At 46.7% G+C, this 4,852-nt stretch carries 4 protein-coding genes and 1 tRNA gene; 1 reads left to right on the forward strand and 4 read right to left on the reverse strand.

The annotated features are described in order from the left end of the window. Positions 1–135 precede the first annotated feature (135 nt). Positions 136–981: a DUF928 domain-containing protein gene (locus tag LKK83_RS01410; protein ID WP_324628963.1), complete on the forward strand. Its 846-nt coding sequence runs from the start codon at positions 136–138 to the stop codon at positions 979–981. 312 nt (positions 982–1,293) lie between these two features. Here the strand turns inward: LKK83_RS01410 and LKK83_RS01415 are convergent. The 4 genes from LKK83_RS01415 to LKK83_RS01430 all read right to left on the reverse strand — a co-directional run bounded on the left by LKK83_RS01415 (position 1,294) and on the right by LKK83_RS01430 (position 4,420). Beyond that, positions 1,294–1,367 (reverse strand) — tRNA-Val (locus tag LKK83_RS01415). 415 nt (positions 1,368–1,782) lie between these two features. Next, positions 1,783–2,265 (reverse strand): OsmC family protein, encoded by a 483-nt coding sequence (locus tag LKK83_RS01420; protein ID WP_324628964.1) that lies wholly within the window; start codon positions 2,263–2,265, stop codon positions 1,783–1,785. Positions 2,266–2,419: 154 nt separating this feature from the next. Continuing rightward, positions 2,420–2,809 (reverse strand): 6-pyruvoyl trahydropterin synthase family protein, encoded by a 390-nt coding sequence (locus LKK83_RS01425; protein ID WP_324628966.1) that lies wholly within the window; start codon positions 2,807–2,809, stop codon positions 2,420–2,422. A 723-nt stretch (positions 2,810–3,532) separates the two neighbouring features. Further along, complete coding sequence (locus LKK83_RS01430; protein WP_324628967.1) at positions 3,533–4,420, reverse strand: reverse transcriptase domain-containing protein; 888 nt, start codon at positions 4,418–4,420, stop codon at positions 3,533–3,535. Positions 4,421–4,852 lie beyond the last annotated feature (432 nt).

Consider the following 4,852-nt stretch of genomic DNA (forward strand, 5'->3'; position numbering starts at 1 on the left):
GAAACCCAGATCTCAAAGGTCTGGGCGGAGAAGCCCGCGCCGTACCGCCTAAGCGGTCGGCGTCGGGAGTACGTCACTCTCTAATATCTACAAGGGAAATCTAACTGAAACCACTCAATGAATGGGGGATAACTCGTGAATAGGAAAACATATTACACCAGTCTGATGTCGGCAGGTTTAGCCCTGTGTTTGGGATTGTTTGCCCCAGGGGCAAATTCGGCTAAAGCAGTGGACTTCGTGCCACCGGATAATGTAGGCGCACCCCGAGGCAGAGTCGGCGGGGGGACGCGCGGAAGTGCCTTCGACCAAGTGGTGGAGCCTGGAGCGCCAGGACGCCGGATCGGGGGCGGAAGCCGGGGATGCAGCATCGGCGGCGGACAACCCAGCGATCGCCTCCTCACCGCCCTGATTCCAGAAAGCATGGTGGGCTTGACGGTAGAAGAATATCCCACCTTCTTCTGGTATCTGCCGCCAACTGATGCCACAGCAGTGGAATTCGTGCTGATGGATGAAAAAGGGGAAACGGTGATTTACGAAACCACCTTCCGCACGAAAGGGGAACCGGGAATTGTCAGCCTCAGCCTTCCGGAGAATGCCTCTTTGCCTCCGTTGGACCTAGACAAGAATTATCAGTGGTATTTTTCGATGATTTGCAATCCCGAGGATCGCGCGGCTGATATTTTCGTGCGCGGTTGGATCCGGCGGGTGGAACCGACGATCGCATTGCGTCAGGAATTACAGGAAGCCACTTCTCAGCTAGAGCGCGCCCAAGTCTATGCCCAGAATGGCATTTGGCAAGATACCTTGGCCTCTCTGGCAACCTCTCTGCGCGACAACCCACGCAACCGTTTGGTGAAAGATGAATGGGAGCAATTGATGCGAGACCAAGGTTTGACTACCATTGCTGATGCCCCTCTGGTGCAGGAAATTACTCTGGAATCTTCCAATATGGAGGAACCCACGGAAGAATTGAATCCCTAGGGGGTGGCGTTAAGCGGCATATCGGCCAAATGAGCGATCGGTTTCAGCCATTTGGCTGATGCCGCCTCCGACCCTTGCAGGCGAAAATGGAAATTAAAAAGGAAGCATAGAGGAAGCTCGCTCGAGGAAGGTGCTTGCAATATCGAGATTTGGCGAGCGATCGCCCACCGATTCCATCGCCAGCAACCCAAATTAATGGTGTCATACTTTTTCGTCTAACCCAGTTCGTTTGAACTGGGTTTTTTGCCGATATCCTGGGGCAAATATAATAAAAACCGCCAGGTTCTGGAGGGGCAGGCGGGTTCGGAGGGATGGACGCAACTGGACTCGAACCAGTGACCCCCACGATGTCAACGTGGTGCTCTAACCAACTGAGCTATGCGTCCTCGTTCCAACAGTATCTTAATGTAGCATAGGGGATTGGGAAAATGCAAGGGATTTTGGAAAAAATTTGCTCCATTCTCTCGATTCCCCCCGGGGAGGGAGTTGTGGGCATTTGGTTTCGCCTTGCCTGCACTCCATTGCGGCCAAACTTGGGGCACTGGCTCACTACAGGGGCTGCTGAGGGAAGGCGAGGGGGCGATCGCCTTGGTCACAAGGATGACTCGCCAACCGCCTGTAAAATTCTGGGAAATTGCAAATCCTCAAATTATTTATTGCCAATCCTTAGCACTCGATTTCGTCATCTTTATCGTAAGAATCAGGCAGAATATTGCGATAAACAAGCACCTGTTTGAACGGAATATTCTCTTCATACTCCAACTCGCGCGCTTGTGCAAACGATTTGGCTTTTACTTGAAGTTATTCTATATCCTGTTTGACCATTACTTGGGGATGATGGTTGATTTTGAAGTTACATGAATTGGCAATAAAACACATTTTATTGGCTTCAGAGTGGAGTTGATTTGCGGTGGCAATCATCTTTTCACTTTCTACCGTGACAATGGGATGTAACGTGACTTCTTTAAACTTTCCACTTCCAGTGTCCGTTTCCTCCATAAGTCCAGTAGCGCGATCGACGTAATCAGTCACAATGATTTGGTGGACGGAACACAAATGCAGATACCAAAGCATATGACAAGCGGAAAGGGAAGAAATGAAGAGGTCTTCCGGGTTATATTTGGTTGGGTCTCCTAAAAACGAAGGGTCTGAAGAACCCATGATTTTTTGAGATTTGCCCGGCGCCCTTAAAATATAGCTGCGATTATAAGATTGGTAATCGAAAGTCCCTTTTCCTTCGTTACCCGTCCATTCAAGGTTGATTGAATAATGATGTGTTTTCATGGAATTATTTTTCGGGGTTAATGACTACAATACGTTCGATTGCACAGTTAGCCCTGGGTTTTTCTGTGATAGTTTGGCAGCGATCGCGATTTTTAAACTAGGGTGGCACCGATGAGTTGCAGTTGTGGAGAATATTTCTCGGTTACGCCTAACCTCAATCATCTTCATATTCCACCCAGGAATTGGGGGTTTCCGACACGGCGACCTTCAAGCGCACCCCCTGGGGCACTCGGCGCTTCGTTTCCTCATAAATGTACTGGGCGATCGCCTCTGCGGTGGTCTCGTATCCTTCTGGCATTGCCTCATTCAGGAGACAGTGATCCAACCCGCCTTTCGTCACGTCCCGTTTTGCCCAGCGCAGGGTGCGGAAATCCGCCACCATCACCTCGTGGGGGCAGTATTCCGAGGCGTGCAGTTTCTCAGACGTCGCCTCCACGCGCACGCGATAGGTGTGTCCGTGAATCCGACCGCAAGGACCGTCGTAGTCCTTGATATAGTGGGCGCTGTCGAAGGTAAATTCCGTTTTGACTTTCCATCGCGGCATAGAGCTTTCCCCTTTCTCCCTGACTTCACCCTGCCATTTCGGCTAATGATGAAGGATTCCATGAGCTACAGTTGAACCAATCTTTTATTATAGAACACAACCTCGTAAAAAAAGCAAGATTAGCTTGAAAAGTGATGAAACATTACTCTAGATTCTTGTAATTGAGACGGGAGTCCTTGACTCGCGGCGCGTCAGCGCTTACCTCTACCTGCGCGACTAAACAAGCGTTTCATGTTCCTCCTACCCGACTGTTGGGACTCTATCCATTTGGTCTCAGTTTCTCAAACTCGATAAAATAAAGTGAATTACCAGGGCATTTTTAAACCAATTAAATTCCTTCGTCAATAGGGAAATGAACAAAATAAGCTTTAAATCAGGTGATTGGCAAGAGCATGGATTTCTCGGGTGCTTGTGTTTGTAGTATTCTCGGATTAAGCTCCCTAACCCTGCCCGACGAAAGTCCGTTCTTTTTACTCGCAGCTTGTATGTTTGATAAAAATGCTGACTCACGCGCTGGCGAATCCATTTGTCCAGCTCTTTTATCTGTTGAGTATCGGTCACCACCGAAAAAAAGCCGATCCAGTTGCTGGTTCTTTCCCCTTTGAGCCTCCCGTGACATAGGGGACAAATTTTTTCCTCTTTTCCTTTGATTTTTTTATTAATAACATGACGAATAAATGAATCAAACCTTTGGTGCGCTCCGCCTTTAAATTTATCGCTGGTTTATTTTTGGATTTTTTGTTGTATTTTGGCCTGAAATCTGTTAATATTGGCAGGGCTAATTTTAAGCCGATCGCGAGTCAATTCAAATCCTAAAAAAATTAAAGAAGTCTGGGAAATATCTAGATATTTAGTTTTGGATGCCTCAGCATCTTCTAAAATGGGATGAAGTTCGAGCTTTATTTCTGCAAGTTTTTGCTCAACCCGACAGTGAATTTCCGAAAGCTTCTCTTGACTTTTTAATAGAATGACAAAATCATCGGCATAGCGGACATAACGCAGAGTATAGTCTCGGGCTAAATTAGCGATCGCCCACTTATCAAATTCGTGCAGATATAAATTAGCCAACATTCCAGAAAGCACTCCGCCTTGGGGGATACCTTCTAAACGTAAATTTTGTTTGGGCGGTTTGTGGTGATGGAAAGTTTTGGTATTTCTGGGTTTACCTCGGTCATCTCTGTAGGAAATGCCGCTCGTTTTAATAAACCTTCTCAGCAAAGTGCTAACCCGCGTTTGCTGACCAAATAAATTCTCAATGATAGAAATCAAACGGGAGTGAGAAATGCGATCGAAAAATTGGACAATATCGGCATCTAAAGCACATTGGAAACCGTTTTGAATATAGTGGTGGATGAGTTTAGCGGCATCAGGCGCAGACTTGCCTTTGCGATAAGCCCATGAAACTCGGTCTAATGCAGAATTGACGCAGAAAACTTTCTCGACTTCACTATATAAAACCTCGTACAAAATTTTCTGTACGACAACGTCGCGGATAGTGGCAATTGATAAGACTCTTTCTTTACCCGAAGGTTTGGGGACGTTAACCTCTCCTCTCGAAAAGGGTAAAATATATAAGTTCCGTTCAGGACTCTTTGAGAAATCAATTGACACCGAATAGAGAGTTCTTTTTCAAAGGTTTGATAAGAAATCCCATCAGCTCCCATTGGAATTTTTATCTCATCCGTAAACACATTATGTTTGGCTTCTTTATAGTGTAAAAAAGCTGTTTTGATGTTTTCGGGTTGAAAGTATTCAACCAACTTCTCTTCTAGACTCTGAGACATCTCATTATTCTAAAAGCAGAGAGAGTACCTAATAAAAAAGAGCGCAACAGGGAGCGCAAGGTACTCTCTAATTCAACCTGTTCTCCAGAGTGTGTTTGCCCGCAGGGGGTTCACCCTGGAGGAATCATCGAAAATTAGGGGTTGGTAAGGGGGGCGAATGGAAACCCCTGTCATTTATGTAAGGGGAGGAATTCGCCCCCCCTTACATAAACAGCACTCCCACAGGACTTCCTTTTTTTAGAAAGTACAAGGCTCCATT

This window comes from Phormidium sp. CCY1219 (assembly GCF_035615515.1).
In the GTDB taxonomy this organism is placed as follows: Bacteria; Cyanobacteriota; Cyanobacteriia; order Cyanobacteriales; family Laspinemataceae; genus CCY1219.

Bases quoted from the DNA above. Each gene is read 5' to 3' on its own strand.
- LKK83_RS01425 (WP_324628966.1), bottom strand. From the start codon at position 2,809: ATGCCGCGATGGAAAGTCAAAACGGAATTTACCTTCGACAGCGCCCAC.
- LKK83_RS01420 (WP_324628964.1), bottom strand. From the start codon at position 2,265: ATGAAAACACATCATTATTCAATCAACCTTGAATGGACGGGTAACGAA.